Here is a 21,069-nt window from a genome sequence, read left to right on the forward strand (position 1 = left end):
GTGCTCCGTTATTGCACAACATATTTAGTCAACAAAACATCGTCGATTTCTCGGACGATGTCTGTTTTAGCAAAAGCGAGTAGAAGCGTTTGCTTCACTTCGTCTTGCAGAATATCGATGGCACCCGCTTGCTGTAACTGATCAAACGTTTTGTCGCTAAACAGTTTTAATAGAGAGTTTTGTACCATAGGCATGTATTCATCGATCTCTTTGATACGCTCTGGACGGCGTGTCTCAATTGCCAGTTCTAGCATCACAAAGTGAGTCTGTTTCTTGCCTTTAACGGTCAAAACGACTTTGTCCAAAGGATGGAAGCTAGGACCTTTACTTGTCGGTTGTTCTGTGACCAAAAAAGACAGTGGAGAGTCTTCGATCAGTGAACCAGAGTCAGGTGACTCTTGAGCGTGTTTGTTTAAGTACCAGATTCCGCCCATAATTGTGACGGCCGAAACGAGGGCACTGGTGATGATCATGGCGATAAACAGGGCGATCATTTGTTGTTTGGTCATAACCTTTTTCCTCGAAGATTCACTAAGCTTGAGTGCTTAGCCAGTGTTCTGAATAGTTAGTTGTTGTCGTGGTTTGGAATGCACCAGATTCTCGTGCGGCGAAAATATTGGCGTCTTCTTCGTTTGCATGTGGGTCATTTCGACCTTGGTTTTGATCAGAGCCAACATTGACATCGACATGAACGAAGTTTTGCTCTTGTAACTCAGTACGCAATCGTTCCGAAACTTGCATTAAAGCTTCTCGTGTTGCTGCGGCATTGGCGTTGATGTGGACACTCAATCGGTCACCTTCAACACGTACAAGTAAATCCAATTTCCCTAAGTCTGGTGGGTCTAGGCGGATTTTTGCTTCTTGTACATTTTGTTGAGCTTGGAGCGTCACGCGATCATGTAATACTTGCATCATTTGCTCCCCCCACTTTCCGGCAGTGGTATCAACACGCACCGCTGCCCACTCAGAGCCTTGAGCTTGAACATGACTCGTCGCAACCGGTGAATGTGCAGGTTGTGTTGTAGGAGCTTGTGCTTGAAGTAGAGAGGCGGTTGGTTGCCCTTGAACAGGTTGATTCAAAAGAGTTTGAAACTCAGCACCGGAGATAGGCAAACGCGAACTCGATGAAGTCGGCAGACTTTGCTTCACATCTTGTTTTGATGATGTGTTTAACATAGCGTTAGACGAATCTTGAGTAACAGACTTAACTTCGCTCGCAGTCATTAAAGATGACGCTTTTCCTAGTTTCTCAGCCTGCTTCTCTGCCATGGTAATCATACCCTGGGTTAAAGCTTGAGCTTGCGCTGCAAGATCAGTCGATTCTGTTAACCCTAGTGTACTGGTCAAGTTGGCATCCGGATCTGAGGCTGAGCGGTCATCAGTATCAAAACCATGACTTTGTACTTTGTTTGCGCTGTTCAAAGTAGAGGCCGTAAGGTGAAAACTCGGTACCGCTGACGCAGAGTTAAAGTCTTGCTCACCATTCTGCTTGTTCCCTGATTTAAAACCATGAGAAAAGCCGTGTACCGAGTTCGCTTGCTTGATGTGACCCTCATTGTTAGCTGGCGAATTACCCGAGTGCTGAGTTGAAGAAGGTATGATCATTGAGTTAGCTCCATGGTCATTGCTAATTGATAGGCCATAGCGCGTTCTTGATGGTCATTGACCATGTTCATCTCTTTTTTCAACTCGTTGGTCGACTTCTCTAATACTGCGAAGGCATTAGCGTGCACTGTTTTCGCTCGCTGGATTTCAGGTGCAAGCTTAGGATCTTTCAAAAAAGGCTTGTGACTGATCAAAAGCTCTCGCAACTGCAAGTCGTACCGCTTGAGCGCATGCCAATCGGCCGTTTTTGCGGCGAACTGGATGAGCTGAGATAAATGACGGAATCGCTCTGGCGATACTTTATGCTTGTTGTCCAAAATTCATCCAACCTTCACGAATGTTACCCATTACACGCTCAACGTTAACCAAGCGATTTGCATCGTTTTGCACGCTAGCGTAATAAAGTTCGACTTGGCAGAAGTCATACAGCTGGCGTAGGTTTTCCGCAATTTCACCGCCGTTTTCATCATCTAAAGCACTTGTTAGTCCAATCAAGATGTTCATGCATTTGTTGATTCCATTCCCTTTCTCGGCCAAACGATTTGCGGCTAGGTGGCCGCGAATACGTTCAACTTCATCGAGTAGGCCATCGATTAACATGATGACCAATTGGTGTGGATTTGCTGCTGCCGCTTGAGCGTCGAGATCGACTTGTTGGTACGAATCGTAACCAGAATCCATAAGCATGAATATTTCTCCTAAATTTGGAACCAAATGTCTTATTTTTGAGCATTAAACATGGACATGGTTTGGTTCATTTGGGTCATAATTGAATTCATTTGAGTGAATTGTTTGAGATAGCGGTTGTACGACATTTCGTACTTACGCTCTAAATTGGTTTGTTTATCTTTGATTCGGTCTAAGCTTGACTGTATTGCGTCTTTACGCGTGCTGAAGGTACCTGATGAGAACTTCAAGAAAGGCTCTACCATCGCGTCAAGAGAATCTAGCAAAGCGTCATCCCCATTAAACAACGCCTCTAAGCCTGCGCTGTTTGTTTGTTGAGCTTCTTTGAACTTTTCTTGATCAACTTTCATTTTACCGTTGCGGTCTAGGCTCACGCCGATTTCGCTTAGGCGCATACCATTGTGTTCACCTCGGATTAACCCCGTTAACTGACTCTCAATAGAACGCAATGTCGAGTCGCTAGCGAGCACGCCGCGTTTCTGATCTTCACCGCCAATTTGGGTGTACTGATCGATAGTCGAAACAAGGGCATTGTAGGTTTCCACAAACTTATCTAGTTGTTCTTTAGTGCCTTCGCTATCAGCTCCAATTTTTAAACCGATTGGCGAATCTCCCGCGGCTTGCGGTTTAGATACGGTAATGTCAACACCGTCGATGACACCTTCAAAAGTATTACTTGCGTTGGTTAGTTTCAGGCCTGAGTCTTTTGCACCTAGCCACATAACCGCATCTTGCGGAGCGTTGATTTGCTTGAGGTTGGTGAAGGCGTCTTCAAACCACGCTTGGCCAGTACCCGATGCAGATACGTTGATCTTATTTTCGACACCAGTCTCAGTGCTCGATAGCATAAAGTGTGTTTGACCATTCGAGCGAACTAGAGTGGCGTTAACGCCAGGGTTATCCGTGTGATTGTTAATCGCACTGGCTAAATCGCTGATCGTTGCAGTGCCGTCACCATTAACATCAACGGAGGACAAGTCTAGAGTCATTGTTTCACCGTTGATGGTGAATTCTAAAGATCCAGTTGTTGGTACTTCTGTCGTTGCCTCAAGGTCTGCAGGCATACCTGTAGATACTTGATGCGCCGTTGCCACTTTTTCTACAAAAATCTGATAGTTACCCGTTAGCGCTTTAGCATCCGCGTTTGCAGTAAAGTTACCTTCTTGAGAGAGTGTCGCACTGTTTTTGATGATGCTGTTTGTGCTGTTATTCATCTCTTTCATTGCAGTACGAAAATCACGTAGTGCGCTTTCAACTTTATTAAAAGCTGACAGTTGTGACTGGTACACATTAGCTTGCGCTTGGTAACGGTTTTTGAATGGGTTTGTGTCCAATTGTGCGAATTGGGTTGCCATTTTTACTGGGTCTAAAGAACTCATGAGGTGTGCTCCTCTCATCTCTTATTGGCTTGAATACTTTGAATGCTACGCCTTAGTTTAATTATCAGTGGCAAGATGCGTGCCGTATATTAAGTTCAATTAAAACAAAGGTTTAAAGCTATTTTGTTTTCTTGGGAGGAAGTGGTGTTTCCACCTTGTTTGTTCCGCCTTCCTCCATGGAAAAAGTAATTTCCTTATAAGAAAAGGCGACCTAAACAAAGAAAATATTTAATTGTATTGACGGTTCTAATTAGGAGAGATGTTTTAATTAGACGTTATATTCAGCCCTTACTTCAGCTTGATTCAGATAATTCTTACAGAGTACATTAATTACGTTCTGATATTATTTTTGATAGTGTGACGTGCAAGTGTTCTCACTAAAAATTAAATTTTTTACGTTTCAAAGAATGTCAGTTATGAATGAATTTGCGTTACGATTGATGAAGTGTGCTCGTGCATATGAAGAGTTCATTAACAAAAAACTATTAAGTAAACAGAGCATCAATTCTGATGAGATAGCTAGTATCTTAAAGGAAGCTAAGTTCAATTTTCCTGAACTTAGAGATAGTAAAATAGGAAGCAAATTAGAGACGATAGAATTAGAACTGTTTAATAAGGTTTTATTTAATATTATGTTGAAATTCGGATTCAGAGTGCCTGAATCTCACAAAGATAATACGAGCTCTATTTATATTCGTAGATAAAAATAAAGCCTTCCATAGGAAGGCTTTATAATTAAGACGATTTAAATTAAGCGCACTATTAACTAAGTAATTAGCGTAGTAGTGACATTGCCATGCTTGGAAGCTGGTTAGTTTGAGACAGAACAGTTGTACCTGCTTGCATCAACATTTGGTTCTTAGTCATGTTTGAAGACTCTACTGCAAAGTCTGTATCCATGATACGACCTTTAGATGCTGTAACGTTTTCTACCATGTTACCAAGGTTAGCCATAGTGTGCTCAAGACGGTTGATGTTCGCACCGAAGTCTGCACGAGAGCTACCAATTTTTTCTACTAGACCGTCAGCGCCGCTGATTTTGTCTAGTGCTGCTTTTGCTTTAGTCGCGTCATCGATACCATCTGTAATTGCTGCATCAGCAAGAATAGTAGTGATTTCACCGATACCTGCGCTTGCGCTTACAGTCAATGTTTCAGCAGAAGATGCACCGATTTGGAATGTTACGTCACCTGCACCGAAGCCGCCGCCTTTAAGAAGGTTTTGACCACCGAACTTAGTGTTGTCTACGATGTTGTTTAGTTCTGCAGTAAGCTGTGTGAACTCTTTGTTAAGAGACGCACGGTCTGTTGCACTGTTTGAACCGTTCAACGATTGTGTAGCAAGGTCGTTCATACGGTAAACGATGTTTGTCATTTCATCCATCGCACCTTCAGCAGTTTGCATCATAGAGATGCCGTCTTGTGCGTTACGCATTGCTACTGACATGCCGCGTGTTTGCGCTTCTAGACGGTTAGCAATTTGAAGACCAGCAGCGTCATCAGCAGCTGAGTTCACACGGTAGCCTGTGCTTAGACGTTCCATTGCTGTGTTTAGAAGTCCGCTTGTTGTGTTCATTGTGTTTTGAGTTACAAGCGAAGCGTAGTTAGTGTGCATTGATAAAGCCATCTTAGTCTCCTTAGTTAGTCACTATATCTTTCAGGCCTCGGGATATTCCCTTGTCACTAACTAGAGGCGGTCGGTCGGCTTTAATGATTAATTTGAAAATTAAAAAATTTCTAAAAAAGATAAAAATTGATGATTTTTAGTGATTTGTATTCCATGAAAACCGGGAAAATCATCATATAAGCCTAAATTTTTTAGTTAAGTTAAAGAAACTATTGCCCAATGATCTTGTGGTTATCCGTTATAAATAAAAAAACAGCACGAATAAATCGTGCTGTTTTAAATATAAATGGTTGAGTTTCAACTATTCCTCATCAAAAGACTGAAAGGAGAGAGAGGTTGGGATATCGCTGAAATAACCAAAATAATAACTGGCACCCAATAAACGATAGCGGTTAAGTTCCGTTTGACTCGCTACACGTCCGGCAACCCAAGTATATTTATGCTTTCTTAAGAACTTAGCAATAGGTAGGAAAGCGTGTCTTTCTTCTTTATCTTCTAGTGTGACTGACAATTTGATCATATCGGGACTAAAGTCTGCGACGCGCTCGAAGTTCACTTGCGATGTCGCGACTTCAAACCAAAGTGAATATGCATTCTCTTTTAACTTTTTGGTGAGTGTGGCGACTTTATCACGATCACATAACGTTTCATCAGCTTGAAGAGAAGGAATCACATGTTGAAAAGCAGAAGAGTGGAATTGAATCGTCTGTTCGAGAAAATAAACCCCAGGCTCCCACAGTAATGCATCCACGCGAATCGGCACGACAACATTACTAATCAAGTCGTGATGAAAGGCTTCTAACTGAAATTGTGTTTGTCTTAGTGCAAGGTAAAGACTGAACAAATCCAGGCAGTACTGCATTTGTTCAGAGAGTTTGAATTGATAGACACTTTGTTCTCCACGCATACCAAATCTCAACGTCAGGTGTTGGAATTCTACTTCTCCTGATTGAGCTTCCCTAATTGCTTGGCATGCGTGTTGGACATCATTGTGTTTTAAAGCATCAAAGACTAATTGATCGTCATCCGTGACGATATGTTGTACTGCGAGACCAACCAAATGTTCGTACATCGCATGTGTTGAAATAAGATTAACCAAGGTTTCCTACCACATTGATTTGTTTGTTTTCTGGGATTTCGTTGTAAGACAATACTGCCAGCCCTTGTGTAAATGTACGAGCGTAACGCGCTAGAAGAGGGCGCAGCTGTGGCATAACGAGAAGGATCGGAGGTAGCCCCTGTTGCTTAAGCTGTTGTCTGATCAATGGCAAGTTTTGTTGGAACTGACCAAGAATGTTTGGCTCAATTGGGAAGCTATCTAGTGTTACCGTACCAGAAGATTGTGCTTGTTGCAGTGAAGTTAGTAGCATTTGTTCTAACTCATCAGACAGTGCGTAGACATTTAACTCGTTCTTTTGTCCCGCAATTAAGTTAACAAGCGTACGCTTTAGTGCACAGCGCACATCAGATGCAAGTAGGATCGGGTCCTTTGTATTTTCCGCGGATTCCAACATTGTGTTGGCAATCGTGCGAATATCTTTTAGTGGCACTTGGTCTAATAAAAGCTGACGATATACTTTCAGCTGCTGCGCTGGATTAAGTGCTGCTGCTAATGCTTCTGCTAGTTTCGGGGCTTGTTGTGTCAAACGCTGGGTTATTGCTTCCACATCGTCGTGCGTAAACAATTCTGCAAGGTTTGTCTTCATGATTTTACTAATATGAGTGGCAATAACAGTGCCATCATCGACAACTTGGTAACCCATATTAAGTGCTTTTGCTTTATCTTGATGCTCAATCCACACAGCTGGCAACTGATAAGCAGGATCGCTACCCAAAATGCCATCTACCTCACCGTAAGTTTCGCCAACCGCTATCGCCATTAAACGCTCTGGTTCAATAAAGCCTTGCTCAATGACTTCGCCATTTAGAGAAATTGTGTATTGGTTTGGCTTAAGGCTCAGGTTGTCACGAATACGAACTTCAGGTAATAAAAAGCCAACTTGTTCAGAAAGGTTTCGACGCACACCGCGAATTCGTTGTGATAAGGGTGCCCCTTGTTCTTTGTTGACTAGATGGACGAGTCGGTAACCAAGCGCAAGTGATAATGTTTGGACGTGAGGAATATCATCCCATGTCAGCGGTGTATCATCGTCTTGCATCGCTTGTGAAAGTGCTTCGACCTCTTCAATCTGGGAGTCTTGCACTGGCTTCTTGGTTTGACGCCACCCTGCGAACGCTAATGCGCCAGCAAACGCAAAAAAGGCTAGGTGTGGCATACCCGGTACCATACCGATTACCGCCATAATACCTGCGACAGTAAATAGCGTTGCAGGAGTTGCCAGTAATTGCTTTTGCATGGTTTCCGACATGCCATTATCGCTATCATTAATTCGCGTAACGATAATCGCGGCAGCCGTTGCCAATAGTAGTGAAGGAATTTGAGCAACTAGACCATCACCGATTGTGAGTAGGGCATAAGTTTTAAAGGCGTCAGACGCAGCGAGTCCATGCTCGAAGACACCAATACTGATACCACCAATGATATTGATAAACAGAATCAACAAACCTGCGATGGCATCGCCACGCACAAACTTTGATGCACCATCCATCGAACCATGAAAATCGGCTTCGTTGGCGACTTCTTTACGGCGTAAGCGAGCCGTTTCCTGATCGATAAGGCCAGCGTTTAAGTCGGCATCAATTGCCATTTGTTTGCCTGGTAAAGCATCCAACGTAAAGCGGGCTGAAACCTCAGAAATACGTTCACCACCTTTGGTGATTACGACGAAGTTGATGATCATCAAGATGACGAACACCACCATACCAACGACGTAGTTACCGCCAATGACGACTTCACCGAATGCTTGAATGACCTTACCCGCTGCGTCACCACCATTATGTCCTTCTAGGAGTACAATTCGCGTAGAAGCCACGTTCAATGTGAGACGTAATAATGTTGCGACCAGCAAAATAGTTGGAAAAACAGAGAAATCTAATGGTCGCTTTGCGGTTGTGCTGACCAGCAATACTAGGATTGCTAAGACGATATTAAAGGTAAACAGCGCATCCAGTAGCAGAGGAGGCAAAGGAAGAATCACCATTGCTAATATCATTAGCAAGACGATTGGAATGCCAACGTAGCCTTTGGTTGATGTTTGAAGTTGTTTTAACCGGTTAAGCATACTTTCGTGTCCTTGGATAAACGCGGGTTAATCAGTGCTGCAAATGTTTTGGAATCGAAAAATGAGGTAAAGGAATTGGCTCTTTTCCCTCACCTTTACGAAAGGCTTTCAATTGCAAAACGTAAGTAAGAATATGTGCCACTGCGATGTACAGTTGGCTTGGGATTGCTTGTTCAATCGCCGTCGTGTGATAAATCGAACGGGTAAGTGGCGGGGAGTTAATGATTTCCACTTTGTTTTCTCGGGCGATACGTTGAATGTGCATAGCAGTTTCGTCTACGCCTTTTGCGACGACAAAGGGCGCGTCAGAAAGCGAAGGCTCGTATTTCAGTGCGACTGCGTAGTGCGTTGGGTTTGTGATGATCACGTCAGCCGTCGGCACCATTTTATCGATCTTACGGCGCGCAAACTGTTGCTGTATTTGACGAATACGTTGTTTTACTTCCGGACGACCTTCATTATTTTTAAATTCCTCTTTCAATTCTTGTTTCGTCATGCGGAGTTCTTTTAGGTGTTCCCAACGCTGATAAGGAATGTCGATAACCCCAAATAACAACAAGGCGAAGCCCATTAAGAGTAAGCCTTCAAACAGAATTGACATTACTAGAGAAAAACCTTGGCTGAGTGGGAGGTTTTGCATGCCAAGTAATGGCTGTAAGTGGTTGTCTAAATAGCCATATAAGATGCCGAAGATCACGGCTACTTTGAACGTCGACTTTAAGAGCTCAACCACTGAGCGGGTCGAAAAAATGCGCTTTATCCCGCTCAAAGGATTAATTTTGCTCAGCTTTGGCATCACGTTCGCGGGACGGAACATCCAGCCGCCTAGCACAAGGCTACTACCACAGGTCACGATAATAATGACGGTAAACAATGGTAATAGCATGTCGATGATGACTGCTAAACTTTGTCCCAATTGCTCGACAAGTTGTTTAGGATTTTCTAGGTCGGCTCGCGTCAGCATCATGTTGTAGCGAAAGATCCCCGACATGCTTTCCCAAATACTATTAAGCTGAGAGTAAAAGTAGAGCGCCACCGCTAGAAATATTACCGCAGTAGTAAACTCTTTCGCGCGAGGAATTTGTCCTTCCTGGCGGGCTTTCTTTACCTTCTGCGGTGAGGCTTTTTCAGTTTTGTCTTGAGAAGATTGATCGCTCATGCTCCCCCCAACATAAAGTTACTCAAGTGTCTAATGGTGTCGTGAACGAGCGCCGTGTAGCGACCAGGAACACCAGAAACTGAGATTAATACGCTGAATAGACCCAGCAGCATCGTCATAGGAAAACCTAACGCATAGACATTAAGTGATGGTGCGGCTCGGTTCATTACACCAAAACTGATGTTGGCTAGAAGCATGGAAACAATAGCGGGCAAAGCCAAAGCGAGTGAAGAGGCAAACATCCAACCGAAAATATTGACAACACCTTGCAGAGAAAGCGATGTGATACCAGATCCGACTGGCCAAACAACAAAGCTTTGAATCACGATATCTATGACGAGTAAGTGTCCTTCTAGCGCAAGAAACAGCAAGGTTGAGAAAATCAGAAATATGCGTCCCAAAATGGCGACAGAAAGCCCGTTAATAGGATCATTCATCATCGCCATACCTAAGCCCATTTGCAGAGAAATCACCTGACCAAGCATGGTGAAAACGTTAAAGAGCATGTGCAAAATTAACCCAAACATTACCCCCCAAATAGCTTGCTCAAAAGCAAGGAACAGGGAAGTCATAGAGAATAATTCGACTTGTGGCATGGGTGGCATTAACGGTCCAGTAATGACAACGATCGAGAGGGCCAGTAAAGTACGAACCCAAACAGGAATAATTGCATCACCGAAGAAAGGCATTGAAATAAATACGGCTCCCACACGAAAAAACGGCCACCAGAGTTGACCGAGTATCGCCGAGAGCTCTGCAAATGTGATGGCCATTAGCCAATCATCCCTGGTATGTTGTGGAACAAGAAATCAAACAGTTCCATGATCTTACGGAGCATCCAGTGACCTGCAAAAATCACCATTAACAAGGTAACGAGCAAACGTGGCAAAAAGCTGAGTGTTTGCTCGTTGATTTGTGTGGCAGCCTGAAATACGGCGATACACAAACCGACAATTAAGCCTGGAACAACCAATACGGCAACCATCAAAATGATCAGCCATACTGCATCGGAAAATAACGTTACGGTTAGTTCTGGGGTCATAACTGCTCCTAGTTAACCGAAGCTGGCAGATAAGGTGCCAACTGTCATTGCCCAACCATCCACGAGTACAAATACCACCAACTTAAAGGGAAGTGAGACAATCAAAGGTGATAGCATCATCATACCCATTGCCATCAGGACACTGGCGACAACCAAGTCGATGACCAAAAACGGGATGAAAAGCATAAAACCAATTTGGAAGGCGGTTTTCAGTTCACTAATGACAAATGCAGGCAAGACAACGGCAAATGAAATATCCTCAACGTTTTGGTCGAGAGGCTCATTGGCAATACGTAACATTTGTTCAAGAGAGCTTTGGTGCGTCTGTGCCAACATGAACTCTCTCACTGGTTTCTCTGCAACAGAAAAAGCCTGTATTAGCGTGATTTCGCCGTTGTCGTATGGCTGAAACGCATTTTCATAAATATCGCTCCAGACAGGGCGCATAATCAGTAACGTCAATGCGAGAGCGATCCCGACCAACACTCTGTTAGGTGGGCTTTGTTGAAGACCAAGAGCTTGGCGCAAAATCGCAAGGACAACGACAATTCGAGTAAAGCTCGTCGCCATCAAAATAAATGCTGGAAGAAAACTGAGCGCCGTCATCAACAACAGAATTTGCAGTTTAACGCTGTATTCTTGTTGTGTGTCGCCATCAGAAACGGACAAGATAGTTAAGCCGTTGTCAGCCGCCATTGTTGGGAAAGCAAACAAAAGTGACACCAATACCAAAAGAGGTAACCAACGGTGCCAAGCGCTCAGATTTTTCATTGTGATGCCTACCTAAGATTATTGACCAACGCCACTCAATGCAGAGTCATGTACATCGATCAGACGAAGTCCATACTTATCATTGACAACGACAACTTCAGCGTGGCCCATAAGAGAACCGTTTACTTTCACGTCTAAAGGCTCGCCATTGAGCTTTTCCAACTCGATAACCGTGCCTTCACCCGCTTTCATTAAGTCCCCAAGTGGGATCTCCTTACTCGCAACTTCCAGCGTGACTGTGACAGGAATGCTTTTGAAAAAGCTAAGGTCACGTTCCGCAGTGGCTGGTTCTTGTTGGAGCGTATCTTCGGCTTCAAAGTCTTCTAATTGAAAATCATCAAAGTTCAGTTCTTCTGCGTCGAATGCATTAGTTTCTAGCGCTTCGCTCATCGCTGCGGTTCCTTATCAGGGTTAAAGATCAAAACAAGTTGGCCGTCTTGCTCGGCAATACGACCTGTAAATAGAGATTGGTTGCCAATGCTTACTGGAACCGTGTTAAGAAGCTCAATAGGTAAAATATCGTTGGGTTGTAAGCCAACCACATCACTTAAAGGCATCTTCTTTTTACTTAGAACAACGTTCAGTCGAACGGGGGTCGTCTCTAAAGAACGACAGAAAGGTTGAAACAAATCGGTATCAGGCTGCAGTTCAAGCTGCTCGATTAGCGTTTGAATAAGATGACCATCTAGCTTGAGATGAATTGAGCCTTGATGATCGTCAAACGCAATGTTTAATTGAACGTTAATGCCAATACCTCTAGGGGTCTCATACTCACCCGTGTCCCACATTTCACCAGGAGCAAGCCAACCGATGATGATTCGACTGATGCGCTCTTGTAAACGTAAGTCACTGGCCGTCAGAGTAGCGGCTGAGCGCTCTGCACTTGCACCATAAAATCTATCAGCCAACTTTATTAGCGTGTGGGGGTTACCATGGATGAATACCATGCCGCCTTCCTGATGTTGATAGGTCGACGTTTGCTCTTTGTCCATCTCAACCGATGTAAAGCGGTGCAAGTCTACTGAGGTTAAGCTAGCTTCCACTTTTCCTGTGCTGAGCCAATTTTGTAATTCAGTCGTAAGGTTTGAGCAAGATTCTGAAATTAAATTATCGAGCTTCTCACGAATGATATGAATAGGTTTGCCTAATAATTCTACATCAAGTAGTTGACTATCAGAAATAGGCTCGCTAACTCTATTTTCCATTTATATTTTACCGTGCGTTAACAATCGAAAGTGTTTTAACTTAATGGCGTGTAGTCTACACAGAAATTTTAATGATCTTTTAGCTCCAAACTCTAAGATTGTGACTTTAGTTCACATGTTGCTTTGTTCATATAGTCATAATCTTTTAATGAAATTTAAAAAGAGTTAGTTTTCTTTATAAATCGCTTAATGAATAAAATAACAATGTTGAGCGTTTTAGTTGTTATAGATTTTTTAAATTGCCTTTATGGCGTAACAACAACTTCAAATAAATAAATTATAAGATACTGTTTTTTATGCTTAAAGCTTCCGTTGGAGGCTAAGCGTGCTCTCTTGAGCGTTTTGTAACCAATTTTAATATTCAGAATAGGTAATTAAAATGATTAGCTATGCCAGTTCTCTCGGCTTGGTGGCATATTTAATTAAACGGTTTAAGTCATGGGAATGTAAGATATACATGAATCATGTCCGTTTGATAATTTGTAACACAATTATTGTTATCAGTTTTATTTTTTCAAAAGTGTCATATTCAGAAGAAGTCTTAACAATCCCTATGGACCTCTCTAAATGGACATATGAGGGAAATAAATTCAAATGCAACTTGTTGCAATCAAATAAAGACTATGGGAAGTTTTATTTCCTAGCGGAACCTAATAATAAATTCTATTTTATTTCCGATATAGAATATGAAAACAATAAATGGAAAACGATTGCTTTAACAACTCAAAATGCTCCTTGGGGTGATGAGCTTTATAGAAAAGAATTTGGTTCCCTTGAATTTACTAAGCCGTCTCAGCGTTTCATCTTTAATAAAGGCGCTGAAGAATTCATGGATTCAATTGCTTCGGGTAGTTGGGTGACGCTGTCACTTAAAGGAAGTAATGCTTCCTCTGTTTCAGAGATTGTGATTCCTACTCTTCAAATTCAAAACGCATTGAAATCATTTAATGCGTGTCGCGCGCGATTGCCTAAATTGTCTTTTTCAGAGGCAAGGGATATGGCGCTCTCATTTGAGTTTGGTCAGAAGACGTTAAGTCGTGGACAGAAAGCAACACTAGAAGCGCTGTATAGCTATGTATCTGTGGATGATCGAGTGACCAAAATCCTCATCGACGGTCACACCGATAACGTTGGTTCAAGTTTAACGAACCTTTCTGTGTCACGTACTCGAGCAGAGCAAGTCACCAATGCTTTGATTGAGCTTGGGGTCGACGAGTCGATGATCGAAACACGAGCTCATGGTTCACGTTACCCAATTGCCAGCAATAACTCGGTTAATGGCCAAGCAAAAAACCGACGTGTCACCCTGCGTTTAGTGAGGGACAACGAGTATACGGCTACGAAACACCACCCAGATCTACAATCACAAAATCAACAAACGAAAGTTAAGGTTCAATGATGACGAAAACGAAAATTTTGTTGGTTGAGCCAAATGAAGCTCTTGCTCAACCAGTATTGGATGTGTTGCAAAATGCAGGTTACACCGCGAAACACACTCGTACTGGTCGAGGCGCTTTGCTTGAAGAGCGAGCAGAAATCACTTTAGTGAGCTCTACGCTGCCGGATATGTGTGTTCGTGAGTTTGTCGCGTGTCACCAAAAGCAGCGAAATTCGGGTGTTGTTATTGCGATTGTCGACCAAGAACAAGGCATCTTGGCTGCTGAGACGATGAAAGCGGGCGCTACTGATTATCTATTACGCCCGTTTGAATCTAATCAGTTGGTTAATCTGCTTAAACGTGTTGAAGCGTTAGGTAAGCCAATGGCCAACATTGTTGCGGAGTCTTGGAGAAGCAAACAAGTTCTGCAATTGGCGCATCGTGCAGCATGTACTAACGCGAGTGTGCTTATTACAGGTGAATCGGGAACGGGTAAAGAAGTGCTGGCGCGATATGTGCATGAGCACTCTCCGCGTATCAATGGTCCATTTGTGGCGGTTAACTGTGCCGCCATTCCAGAGTCAATGTTAGAGGCTGTGCTATTCGGTCATGTAAAAGGCGCGTTCACCGGAGCGACAAATTCTCAAAGCGGTAAGTTTGAAGAAGCAAATGGCGGGACGATTCTGCTTGACGAGATTGGTGAAATGTCACCTGCGGTTCAAGCGAAATTGTTACGCGTCCTTCAAGAGCGTGAAGTAGAACGTGTTGGTAGCCATAAAGCCGTTCAGCTCGATATTCGTGTTATTGCGGCAACCAACAAAGACTTACGTGAGGAAGTTCAAAAAGGCACGTTCCGTGAAGATCTTTATTATCGATTAGATGTGCTGCCTCTGCACTGGCCGCCTTTGCGTGAAAGAAAAGAGGACATTCTACCGATTAGCCAATTCTTTATTGAAAAGTATCAAGATAGCAGCCGCTGTCACCTATCCCAAGATGCGATTAGTGCGCTGAGTCAGTATCACTGGCCGGGCAATATTCGTGAGTTGGAAAATGTCATTCAACGCGCTTTGGTCATGCGTCATGGTGATTACATTACAGCCCATGACCTGATGCTGCCTATTGAGCTTGTCGCGTCAGTTCCTACAGCAGAGCCAACTTCAAGTTTTGGTCATGTAGAAGCGAAGAAGCAAGCTGAATATCAGTTTATTTTGGAAAAGTTACGTCAGTTTGGTGGAAACCGAACGAAAACCGCAAACGCGCTTGGAGTCTCTACTCGAGCGCTACGCTACAAGCTCGCAGCAATGCGAGAACATGGTATTGATTTACAGTCGGCACTAGGCTCGGCTGCCTAATAGGAGAAAAAATAGATGGCAAGTCAACCTACTCATGCGGTCTCGGCAGAGCAACTTATGTTGTCAAAAATGCAGGCGATGCAGGCACAAGTGCAGCCGCCAGAGTTTATCGTGAGTGCAAATCCTTTAGATCAACAATCACTAAACGCACCTTTATCGTTCTCACAAGCGATGACAAATGTGTTGGATACAGTGAATCAACATCAATCAGTGGCTAGTCAAAAAATGACGGCCGTAGAAACAGGAAAAAGTGATGACCTAGTTGGTGCAATGGTCGCGAGCCAAAAAGCCAGCTTGTCCTTTAATGCTTTGATGCAAGTGCGCAACAAAGTCGTGACCTCATTTGAAGATATTATGAAGATGCCGGTGTAATTCATGTCAGAACTAACCCCCCAAGTCGCCGGAAACACAGCTATGGCTACCGGCACAGCACAGACATTTTCTACTGCCAACGGCATGGACGATGTGACAACGAAGCTGAAGCAAATCTGGTCTAGCAGTCAGAGAAACTTAGTGCTATCTGCGGTGTTAGCTGCGATTGTTGCAGCGATTATTGTGGTTGCACTATGGAGTTCCTCGCAGAGCTTTCGTCCGCTCTATAGCCAGCAAGAGCGTTTTGATATCGGCGAAATTGTGTCGGTATTAGAAAGCGAAGGCGTAAGCTACCGCATGCAAGAGCAAAATGGACAAGTTCTTGTACCAGAAGGTGAGGTTGCTAAGGTACGCATGTTGCTTGCATCAAAAGGTGTTAAAGCTAAGCTGCCGACAGGTTTGGATTCGCTCAAGGAAGATAGCTCTCTTGGTACGAGCCAATTTATGGAAACGGCGCGTTATCGTCATGGTTTAGAAGGTGAGTTAGTACGTACTATCATGTCTTTGAACTCAGTAGCGAACGCGCGTGTTCATTTAGCAATACCTCGTCAAACTCTATTCGTCCGCCAAAACAGTGAGAATCCATCAGCATCTGTCATGCTTGAGCTCAAACCTGGTGAAGACTTAAAGCCTGAACAAGTTGAAGCGATCATTAACCTAGTGGTCGGTAGTGTCACGGCAATGAAGCCAGAATTTGTTTCTGTCATTGACCAGTATGGCCGTCTTCTTAGTGCGGATGTCGCTTCTGCGGAAGCCGGCAAAGTAAACGCGAAATATCTTGAATACCAGAAGAGTGTTGAAAAACAGATCATCCAACGCGCAGCAGATATGCTTACGCCGATTGTGGGGCCGAGTAACTTCCGCGTACAAGTCGCTGCCGATCTGGACTTTAGCCAAGTTGAAGAAACACAAGAAATTTTGGATAACGCGCCGGTTGTGCGTAATGAGCACACCATTCATAACAACTCGGTTGATCAAATTGCGTTGGGTGTTCCAGGTTCTCTAAGTAACCAACCGCCAGTGACAGGATCTGGTGAAGTGGAAACGAGCGATAGCCAAAACACGAATGCGCGATCTGAAGTGAATCGTCAATATGCTGTAGGTAGTAGTGTTCGTCGTACTCAATACCAACAAGGCCAAATAGAAAAGCTTAGTGTCTCGGTTTTGTTGAACTCGAAAGCTTCGCCAGATGGTGTGGCGTGGAGTGAAGCCGATAAAGAGCAAATCTCAAACATGATCATGGATGCTGTTGGTATCTCTGCCACACGAGGTGACAGCTTAAGTTTAATGAGTTTCAACTTCACCCCAATTGAAATTGATGCTCCTCCTGCACTGCCGTGGTGGCAAGACCCTACAGTACAGCAGCCAATACGCTACGTTATTGGTGGCTTGTTAGGCTTGGCGATGATCTTCTTCGTACTGCGTCCATTAATCATGCACCTAACTGGCGTTGATAAACCTGTGCCTGAGCTAAATTTTGCTGAGCCTCAGGAAGAACCTGACTACGAAAACTTGCAAACGCGTGAAGAACGCGAGCATGAAGAAGTACTTGATCGCCGCCTATCTGAAAAAGGCATCTCAGCCTCTTCAGGTTTAGATGTAAACAGCGACATGCTACCACCAGCAGGTTCGCCATTAGAAATTCAATTGAAACACCTACAGCTTATTGCTAATGAAGAGCCAGAGCGCGTAGCCGAAATACTGAAACAATGGGTAAACATCAATGAACACAGTTCTATCAAAGCAGACGCTTAGTTATGTTGAACAAACCGCGCTCGTGCTATTAGGCATGGGCGAGGATGCCGCAGCGAAGGTTTTGCAACACTTTAGCCGTGATGAAACCCAGCGTGTGACTCGTGCAATGGCGAAGTTAAATGGCATTAAGAGCGATTCTGCTCGTGGTGTTATTCAAACTTTCTTTGAAGATTTTCGTGAGCACAGCGGTATTCGAGGAGCCTCGAAGGAATACCTATCTAATACATTGCGTAAAGCATTGGGTAACGATTTGGCAAAAGGGTTATTAAATACCTTATATGGCGATGAAATTCGCAACAATATGCAGCGCTTACAGTGGGTGGAAGCAGAAACTCTCGCTCGTTTCATTGTGAACGAGCACCCACAAATGCAAGCAATTTTTCTAGCGTATTTGCCAGCAGACAGCTCTTCAGCGGTATTGAAGCACTTGCCACAAGATTACCATGACGAAATCTTGTTCCGTATTGCTCAATTGCAAGATATCGATCATCAAGTTGCTGTTGATTTGCATGAACTCGTAGAGCGTTGCATCGAAAAAGTATCCGCAAGTCAAAGCACGCCGTTATCAGGTGTTAAGCAAGCTGCAGATATCATTAACCGCTTTGAAGGTGACCGTGGTTCATTGATGGAAATGCTGAAGTTGCATGATGAAGATGTTGTTAATGCAATCGAAGAAAACATGTTCGACTTTATGGTTCTTGGCCGACAACGCGAAGAAACCATGGACATGTTGGTGCAGCAAATCCCGCTAGAGTTGTGGGCAGTCGCGCTAAAAGGTTCCGATATTACCTTACAGCAAGCTATTAAGCGTTCAATGCCGCAACGTATGGTGAAAGCGCTAGAAGATGACATGGACGCACGCGGCGCTGTTGCGTTAAGTCGAGTTCAAAAAGCACGTCAAGACATCATGCAAATGGTACGTGAGCTGGATGAATCTGGTGAAGTTCAGCTGCTTCTCTATGAAGAGCCAACGGTGGAGTAAGGTCATGCTAGAGACAAAATCAAGTACTATGCGATTGCCTCCGAGCGGGTATCGTTTACACCGTTTTCCTCCTTTAGCGCAACCTAAGACTATCGAAGACGAATTCGGGCTAGATAACCAAGGCTGGCAAGAACCTCAAATAGATATCCAACAGCAACTTGAAGAAGGTTTTCAACAAGGTTTGCAACAAGGACATGAGGAAGGCTTACGCCAAGGTATCGAACAGGGCAAGCAACAAGGTCTGTTGGAAGGCCAAAAAGAAGGTTTCCAAAAAGGCTTTGTTTCCGGTGAGCAGTCTGGAAAGCAAGGCTTTTTGGAGGCGGCGAAGCCTGTCAATGAACTTTTTCACGCCCTTTCTCGTTGGCAAGATGAAAAAGAACAGCAACAACGCCATATGATTTGTGAACTGGTACAAAAGGTAGCTCAGCAAGTGATTCGTGCCGAGCTCACTTTAATGCCTCAGCAGATCCTAGCTTTGGTGGACGAGACATTGTCTGCCATGCCTGGTAAAGCGGAAACAGTAACTGTGCATTTAAATCCGCAAGATTTAGAGCGCATTACTCACATCAATGCTGATTTGCCGCAATCTTGGAAACTGGTCCCTAATACGGAGCTTCCTATTGGTGGCTGTCAGTTAGTGACTGATGACGCAGAAGCGGATGCGAGCTGCGACTCTCGTTTGGAAGCCTGTATGGACAATGTAAAGCAACACCTTTTGGATGAAGTCAGTATTCCACAGGTAGAGTCTGAGCATGAGTAATACCCTAAGCCATGAACTATTAAGTGAGCGTTTGAGCGAAGCCTTGGCTTCGCTCGATTCAATCCCTGTTGCTCGCGTAACAGGGCGATTGATAAAAGTAAACGGCTTAATGTTACAAGCCGTAGGGTGTCGGTTTAAGCTTGAGCAGCGTTGTCTCGTAGAAACCGCGGAAGGCGATATGATCGAAGCGCAAGTTGTGGGCTTTGAACACACTATTGCTTACCTCATGCCTATCCGCCGTTTAGGCGGTCTGTTTGCAGGTGCAAAAGTCATCCCTCTTGATGGTGACAGTACCGTGCAGCTAAGCTCTCAGTGGTTAGGGCGCGTACTGAATGGTTTAGGTGAGCCGTTAGATGATGGGGCTCCGCTTAAGGGGGGAGATCGAGTTTCACTTGAACCAAAACCGATTAACCCACTGAAGCGACGCCCAGTTGATACACCACTCAACGTAGGCGTGCGAGCGATTAATGGACTATTGACGGTAGGCAAAGGCCAACGTATTGGTTTGATGGCTGGCAGTGGCGTCGGTAAAAGTGTGTTAATGGGGATGATCACCAAAAACACGGAGGCCGATGTAATTGTGGTCGGGCTTATTGGTGAGCGAGGCAGAGAAGTACGTGAGTTCATCGAGAGAAACTTAACCCCAGAAGCGCGCAAGAAAGCGATCATTATCGCGGCTCCTGCTGATGAATCCCCGCTAATGAGGTTAAGAGCGACACTACTTTGTCATCGCGTTTCAGAGTATTTCCGAGACCAAGGCAAAGACGTTCTACTTCTGATGGACTCTCTAACCCGATACGCCATGGCACAGCGCGAAATCGCTCTTTCGCTCGGTGAGCCTCCAGCTTCTCGTGGTTATCCGCCTTCTGTCTTCAGCGTGTTACCTCAACTCCTAGAGCGAGCGGGTAACAGTGAAAATCAACATGGTAGCTTAACGGCAATTTACACCGTATTGGCAGAAGGAGACGACCAACAAGATCCTGTCGTGGATTCCGCGCGCGCCATCTTAGATGGGCATGTCGTTTTATCGCGTCAACTGGCTGAGCAAGGGCATTATCCCGCGATAGATATCAACGCGTCTATTAGCCGTTGTATGAATACTTGTACGCAGGACGCACACAGCACGATTGCGAATAACTTCCGTCAAATGTACTCCAACTACCTTCAGGTTAAAGAGTTACTGCCATTAGGGGGTTATCAACCAGGACAAGATCCTGAGTTAGATCAATCTGTTGCTATGTATCCAAATTTGCGTGCATATCTACAACAAGCTGCCAACGAGTCTGTAGATTACCCAACCAGTTTGACCGAGCTCGCGCAGCTTTTTCAAAGTGCTTAATCAAATGGGAGTGACAAGGCTGAAATGAAATCCAAGTTAAAAGCCGTAGGCAAGTTACAGCAAATGGAAGAAAAACAGCGTGACCGTGTGGGTCAACAACTTGATGCCATGCGTCAGCGTCACTCCCATCTTTCAATGCAATTGGAACAGTTGTCGGCGTTGAAAGGCCACGCTGGACAATCAACCCGAACCGGCCCGACGCTGACTAGCGCGGCTTTGATGAACTTTAATCGTGTTGACCAAATGCTACAAAGAATGCTTCGTCACCACGAGCAAGAGCAAGCCGTTATGCAAGCGGAATGTGCATCTGTACAGAAAACGCTAGAACACAAGCACGCACGCGTTCAAGGGTTAGAAAAAGTGCTTGGTCGTTGGCGTACTAAGCAGAACTATGAAAAAGCGAAAAAAGAGCAAAAGATGATTGAAGACATCATTAACTCTCGCGTTAAGCGCAAGATATTATGATGTCTTGTTG

23 protein-coding genes are annotated in these 21,069 nt (G+C 44.3%); 9 read left to right on the forward strand and 14 right to left on the reverse strand.

Annotated features, from left to right (window positions below):
• Nucleotides 1-8 precede the first annotated feature (8 nt).
• From fliL to fliD, 5 genes are read right to left on the reverse strand one after another with little or no spacing between them, the layout of a single operon-like run.
• A complete protein-coding gene (gene fliL / locus R7P72_RS05600; RefSeq protein WP_005375011.1) occupies nt 9-509 on the reverse strand; it encodes a flagellar basal body-associated protein FliL in 501 nt (166 codons plus the stop codon).
• A gap of 22 nt (nt 510-531) precedes the next feature.
• Nucleotides 532-1,605 carry a flagellar hook-length control protein FliK gene (locus R7P72_RS05605; protein WP_005375012.1) on the reverse strand — a complete coding sequence of 358 codons (1,074 nt, stop codon included), beginning with the start codon at nt 1,603-1,605 and terminating at the stop codon, nt 532-534.
• Nucleotides 1,602-1,922: a hypothetical protein gene (locus tag R7P72_RS05610; protein WP_005375013.1), complete on the reverse strand. Its 321-nt coding sequence runs from the start codon at nt 1,920-1,922 to the stop codon at nt 1,602-1,604. The genes R7P72_RS05605 and R7P72_RS05610 overlap by 4 nt, the downstream gene beginning before the upstream one ends.
• Nucleotides 1,906-2,292, reverse strand: a complete 387-nt coding sequence (gene fliS, locus R7P72_RS05615; protein ID WP_005375014.1) for a flagellar export chaperone FliS — start codon at nt 2,290-2,292, stop codon at nt 1,906-1,908. The genes R7P72_RS05610 and fliS overlap by 17 nt, the downstream gene beginning before the upstream one ends.
• A 32-nt stretch (nt 2,293-2,324) precedes the next feature.
• Entirely contained in the window at nt 2,325-3,671 is a 1,347-nt protein-coding gene (fliD, locus tag R7P72_RS05620) for a flagellar filament capping protein FliD (protein WP_005375015.1), read from the reverse strand.
• A 416-nt stretch (nt 3,672-4,087) separates the two neighbouring features.
• Here fliD and R7P72_RS05625 point away from each other — a divergent pair, with 416 nt between their 5' ends.
• Nucleotides 4,088-4,375, forward strand: coding sequence for a hypothetical protein (locus R7P72_RS05625; RefSeq protein ID WP_005375016.1), 288 nt, complete (start codon nt 4,088-4,090; stop codon nt 4,373-4,375).
• A gap of 70 nt (nt 4,376-4,445) precedes the next feature.
• On the opposite strand, the gene lafA is transcribed toward R7P72_RS05625, so the two are convergent.
• The 9 genes from lafA to R7P72_RS05670 form a co-directional block, all read right to left on the reverse strand.
• Entirely contained in the window at nt 4,446-5,297 is an 852-nt protein-coding gene (gene lafA, locus R7P72_RS05630) for a lateral flagellin LafA (protein ID WP_005375019.1), read from the reverse strand.
• 301 nt (nt 5,298-5,598) lie between these two features.
• Nucleotides 5,599-6,369 carry an EAL domain-containing protein gene (locus R7P72_RS05635; RefSeq protein WP_005375023.1) on the reverse strand — a complete coding sequence of 257 codons (771 nt, stop codon included), beginning with the start codon at nt 6,367-6,369 and terminating at the stop codon, nt 5,599-5,601.
• Nucleotides 6,370-6,388: 19 nt separating this feature from the next.
• Complete coding sequence (gene flhA, locus R7P72_RS05640) at nt 6,389-8,479, reverse strand: flagellar biosynthesis protein FlhA (RefSeq protein ID WP_005375024.1); 2,091 nt, start codon at nt 8,477-8,479, stop codon at nt 6,389-6,391.
• A 31-nt stretch (nt 8,480-8,510) separates the two neighbouring features.
• Nucleotides 8,511-9,638, reverse strand: a complete 1,128-nt coding sequence (gene flhB / locus R7P72_RS05645; RefSeq protein WP_005375025.1) for a flagellar biosynthesis protein FlhB — start codon at nt 9,636-9,638, stop codon at nt 8,511-8,513.
• Complete coding sequence (fliR, locus tag R7P72_RS05650; RefSeq protein WP_005375027.1) at nt 9,635-10,411, reverse strand: flagellar biosynthetic protein FliR; 777 nt, start codon at nt 10,409-10,411, stop codon at nt 9,635-9,637. Before fliR ends, flhB begins: the two co-directional genes overlap by 4 nt.
• Complete coding sequence (gene fliQ / locus R7P72_RS05655) at nt 10,411-10,680, reverse strand: flagellar biosynthesis protein FliQ (RefSeq protein WP_005375036.1); 270 nt, start codon at nt 10,678-10,680, stop codon at nt 10,411-10,413. Before fliQ ends, fliR begins: the two co-directional genes overlap by 1 nt.
• Before the next feature lie 12 nt (nt 10,681-10,692).
• Nucleotides 10,693-11,451 carry a flagellar type III secretion system pore protein FliP gene (fliP, locus tag R7P72_RS05660; protein WP_005375037.1) on the reverse strand — a complete coding sequence of 253 codons (759 nt, stop codon included), beginning with the start codon at nt 11,449-11,451 and terminating at the stop codon, nt 10,693-10,695.
• Nucleotides 11,452-11,469: 18 nt separating this feature from the next.
• Nucleotides 11,470-11,841, reverse strand: a complete 372-nt coding sequence (gene fliN, locus R7P72_RS05665) for a flagellar motor switch protein FliN (protein ID WP_005375038.1) — start codon at nt 11,839-11,841, stop codon at nt 11,470-11,472.
• A complete protein-coding gene (locus R7P72_RS05670) occupies nt 11,838-12,656 on the reverse strand; it encodes a FliM/FliN family flagellar motor switch protein (RefSeq protein ID WP_005375039.1) in 819 nt (272 codons plus the stop codon). Before R7P72_RS05670 ends, fliN begins: the two co-directional genes overlap by 4 nt.
• A 379-nt stretch (nt 12,657-13,035) precedes the next feature.
• Here R7P72_RS05670 and R7P72_RS05675 point away from each other — a divergent pair, with 379 nt between their 5' ends.
• From R7P72_RS05675 to fliJ, 8 genes are read left to right on the forward strand one after another with little or no spacing between them, the layout of a single operon-like run.
• Complete coding sequence (locus R7P72_RS05675) at nt 13,036-14,055, forward strand: OmpA family protein (RefSeq protein WP_021707593.1); 1,020 nt, start codon at nt 13,036-13,038, stop codon at nt 14,053-14,055.
• The gene (locus R7P72_RS05680) at nt 14,055-15,386 is read left to right on the forward strand and encodes a sigma-54 interaction domain-containing protein (protein WP_031778880.1); all 1,332 of its coding nucleotides are present in this window, start codon (nt 14,055-14,057) and stop codon (nt 15,384-15,386) included. Before R7P72_RS05675 ends, R7P72_RS05680 begins: the two co-directional genes overlap by 1 nt.
• Nucleotides 15,387-15,401: 15 nt before the next feature.
• Nucleotides 15,402-15,758, forward strand: coding sequence for a flagellar hook-basal body complex protein FliE (gene fliE / locus R7P72_RS05685; protein ID WP_005375045.1), 357 nt, complete (start codon nt 15,402-15,404; stop codon nt 15,756-15,758).
• Nucleotides 15,759-15,761: 3 nt separating this feature from the next.
• Nucleotides 15,762-17,513 (forward strand): flagellar basal-body MS-ring/collar protein FliF, encoded by a 1,752-nt coding sequence (gene fliF / locus R7P72_RS05690; protein WP_031778881.1) that lies wholly within the window; start codon nt 15,762-15,764, stop codon nt 17,511-17,513.
• Nucleotides 17,482-18,495: a flagellar motor switch protein FliG gene (locus tag R7P72_RS05695; RefSeq protein ID WP_005375048.1), complete on the forward strand. Its 1,014-nt coding sequence runs from the start codon at nt 17,482-17,484 to the stop codon at nt 18,493-18,495. Before fliF ends, R7P72_RS05695 begins: the two co-directional genes overlap by 32 nt.
• Nucleotides 18,496-18,499: 4 nt before the next feature.
• A complete protein-coding gene (gene fliH / locus R7P72_RS05700) occupies nt 18,500-19,255 on the forward strand; it encodes a flagellar assembly protein FliH (protein ID WP_005375050.1) in 756 nt (251 codons plus the stop codon).
• The gene (fliI, locus tag R7P72_RS05705) at nt 19,248-20,594 is read left to right on the forward strand and encodes a flagellar protein export ATPase FliI (protein ID WP_005375057.1); all 1,347 of its coding nucleotides are present in this window, start codon (nt 19,248-19,250) and stop codon (nt 20,592-20,594) included. Before fliH ends, fliI begins: the two co-directional genes overlap by 8 nt.
• Nucleotides 20,595-20,618: 24 nt before the next feature.
• Entirely contained in the window at nt 20,619-21,059 is a 441-nt protein-coding gene (fliJ, locus tag R7P72_RS05710; protein WP_005375059.1) for a flagellar export protein FliJ, read from the forward strand.
• The last annotated feature ends 10 nt before the right edge of the window (nt 21,060-21,069 follow it).

Origin of the sequence: Vibrio sp. Vb0888 (assembly GCF_033338835.1) — a bacterium.
Classification (GTDB): domain Bacteria; phylum Pseudomonadota; class Gammaproteobacteria; order Enterobacterales; family Vibrionaceae; genus Vibrio; species Vibrio alginolyticus.

What these genes read in the sequence shown, in the direction of transcription:
- fliL (WP_005375011.1), bottom strand. Translation starts at nt 509, where the DNA reads ATGACCAAACAACAAATGATCGCCCTGTTTATCGCCATGATCATCACC.
- R7P72_RS05605 (WP_005375012.1), bottom strand. Translation starts at nt 1,605, where the DNA reads ATGATCATACCTTCTTCAACTCAGCACTCGGGTAATTCGCCAGCTAAC.
- fliS (WP_005375014.1), bottom strand. Translation starts at nt 2,292, where the DNA reads ATGCTTATGGATTCTGGTTACGATTCGTACCAACAAGTCGATCTCGAC.
- fliD (WP_005375015.1), bottom strand. Translation starts at nt 3,671, where the DNA reads ATGAGTTCTTTAGACCCAGTAAAAATGGCAACCCAATTCGCACAATTG.
- R7P72_RS05625 (WP_005375016.1), top strand. Translation starts at nt 4,088, where the DNA reads ATGAATGAATTTGCGTTACGATTGATGAAGTGTGCTCGTGCATATGAA.
- lafA (WP_005375019.1), bottom strand. Translation starts at nt 5,297, where the DNA reads ATGGCTTTATCAATGCACACTAACTACGCTTCGCTTGTAACTCAAAAC.
- R7P72_RS05635 (WP_005375023.1), bottom strand. Translation starts at nt 6,369, where the DNA reads ATGTACGAACATTTGGTTGGTCTCGCAGTACAACATATCGTCACGGAT.
- flhA (WP_005375024.1), bottom strand. Translation starts at nt 8,479, where the DNA reads ATGCTTAACCGGTTAAAACAACTTCAAACATCAACCAAAGGCTACGTT.
- flhB (WP_005375025.1), bottom strand. Translation starts at nt 9,638, where the DNA reads ATGAGCGATCAATCTTCTCAAGACAAAACTGAAAAAGCCTCACCGCAG.
- fliR (WP_005375027.1), bottom strand. Translation starts at nt 10,411, where the DNA reads ATGGCCATCACATTTGCAGAGCTCTCGGCGATACTCGGTCAACTCTGG.
- fliQ (WP_005375036.1), bottom strand. Translation starts at nt 10,680, where the DNA reads ATGACCCCAGAACTAACCGTAACGTTATTTTCCGATGCAGTATGGCTG.
- fliP (WP_005375037.1), bottom strand. Translation starts at nt 11,451, where the DNA reads ATGAAAAATCTGAGCGCTTGGCACCGTTGGTTACCTCTTTTGGTATTG.
- fliN (WP_005375038.1), bottom strand. Translation starts at nt 11,841, where the DNA reads ATGAGCGAAGCGCTAGAAACTAATGCATTCGACGCAGAAGAACTGAAC.
- R7P72_RS05670 (WP_005375039.1), bottom strand. Translation starts at nt 12,656, where the DNA reads ATGGAAAATAGAGTTAGCGAGCCTATTTCTGATAGTCAACTACTTGAT.
- R7P72_RS05675 (WP_021707593.1), top strand. Translation starts at nt 13,036, where the DNA reads ATGATTAGCTATGCCAGTTCTCTCGGCTTGGTGGCATATTTAATTAAA.
- R7P72_RS05680 (WP_031778880.1), top strand. Translation starts at nt 14,055, where the DNA reads ATGACGAAAACGAAAATTTTGTTGGTTGAGCCAAATGAAGCTCTTGCT.
- fliE (WP_005375045.1), top strand. Translation starts at nt 15,402, where the DNA reads ATGGCAAGTCAACCTACTCATGCGGTCTCGGCAGAGCAACTTATGTTG.
- fliF (WP_031778881.1), top strand. Translation starts at nt 15,762, where the DNA reads ATGTCAGAACTAACCCCCCAAGTCGCCGGAAACACAGCTATGGCTACC.
- R7P72_RS05695 (WP_005375048.1), top strand. Translation starts at nt 17,482, where the DNA reads ATGAACACAGTTCTATCAAAGCAGACGCTTAGTTATGTTGAACAAACC.
- fliH (WP_005375050.1), top strand. Translation starts at nt 18,500, where the DNA reads ATGCTAGAGACAAAATCAAGTACTATGCGATTGCCTCCGAGCGGGTAT.
- fliI (WP_005375057.1), top strand. Translation starts at nt 19,248, where the DNA reads ATGAGTAATACCCTAAGCCATGAACTATTAAGTGAGCGTTTGAGCGAA.
- fliJ (WP_005375059.1), top strand. Translation starts at nt 20,619, where the DNA reads ATGAAATCCAAGTTAAAAGCCGTAGGCAAGTTACAGCAAATGGAAGAA.